The following is a 1,003-nucleotide window of genomic DNA, read 5'->3' as shown; positions in this document are numbered from 1 at the left end:
GAGTCACGGGAAACGTTTGATTTGGTGAACTTCAAACGCATCTTGTCACGCTGGCAAAATGCCTTGGAAGGGAAGGGCTGGAACGCTTTGTATCTGGAAAATCACGATCAAGCGCGCAGCATCAATACCTTTGCGGATGTCGATAACTGGTACGCTAGTGCCACAGCGTTAGCGACCTGTTATTTCTTGATGAAAGGCACGCCGTTTATCTATCAAGGCCAAGAGATTGGCATGGTGAATCATCGCTTTGCATCGCTGGATGATTTTCAGGATGTCTCGGCCCGTAATCTGATGACTAAGCTCAGACAAAAAGGCAAAACCGATACGCAAATCTTGGCGTTGTTGAACCAAGTCTCACGCGATCATAGCCGTTTGCCGATGCAGTGGAATGACCATGCCTTTGCCGGTTTTTCCGCTGTACAACCGTGGATCACCGTAAACCCCAATTATCGGCAGATGAATGTGGCGCAGCAGCAAGCTGACTCCAATTCAGTATGGCATTTCTATCGCCGCTTGATTGCGCTGCGCAAAGCTAACCTAAGTTTAATCACGGGCCGCTACCAGCTGTTATTAGAAGACGACCCGCAAATCTATGCCTACCAGCGTGTTGCCGATGACGCCATTTGCACCATCATCACCAATTTAAGTTCCCGTGATGCGCAGGTGGATTTGGATATCGCGGCGCTGGGCGAGTGTGTGCTGCATAACCAGCAAACCCGTGATGGCGCTGCGGCGCTCACTGCCAGCGAATGTGTATCACCGTATTCGGCTTACGTATTCATCCAAAAAAATACGCAATAACTTTCTACTATGTGTGTAACGCGCATACTCACTCAAGGAACGGATTATGAGTAAATTGTTGTCGTTTGATTTTTGGCAGCGATTCGGGAAATCCCTTATCGTGGTAATTGCGGTAATGCCTGCCGCAGGGTTGATGATTTCACTGGGTAAAGTGGTTGGCATGTATGCCGGTGGCATAGGTTTTATTGAAACCTTTGGCAGC

The 1,003-nt window shown here is 48.8% G+C and carries 1 protein-coding gene; it reads left to right on the top strand.

From position 1 onward, the window contains the following. Positions 1 to 801: alpha-amylase family glycosyl hydrolase (locus tag ACRC27_RS03845; protein ID WP_438639232.1), on the top strand; the 801-nt coding region annotated here is incomplete at its 5' end. Positions 802 to 1,003 lie beyond the last annotated feature (202 nt).

This window comes from Plesiomonas sp. (assembly GCF_051650925.1).
In the GTDB taxonomy this organism is placed as follows: Bacteria; Pseudomonadota; Gammaproteobacteria; order Enterobacterales; family CAMTGL01; genus Plesiomonas.
Note: the sequence above shows the minus strand (reverse complement) of the source record. Positions and strands in the feature narration are given on the sequence as shown.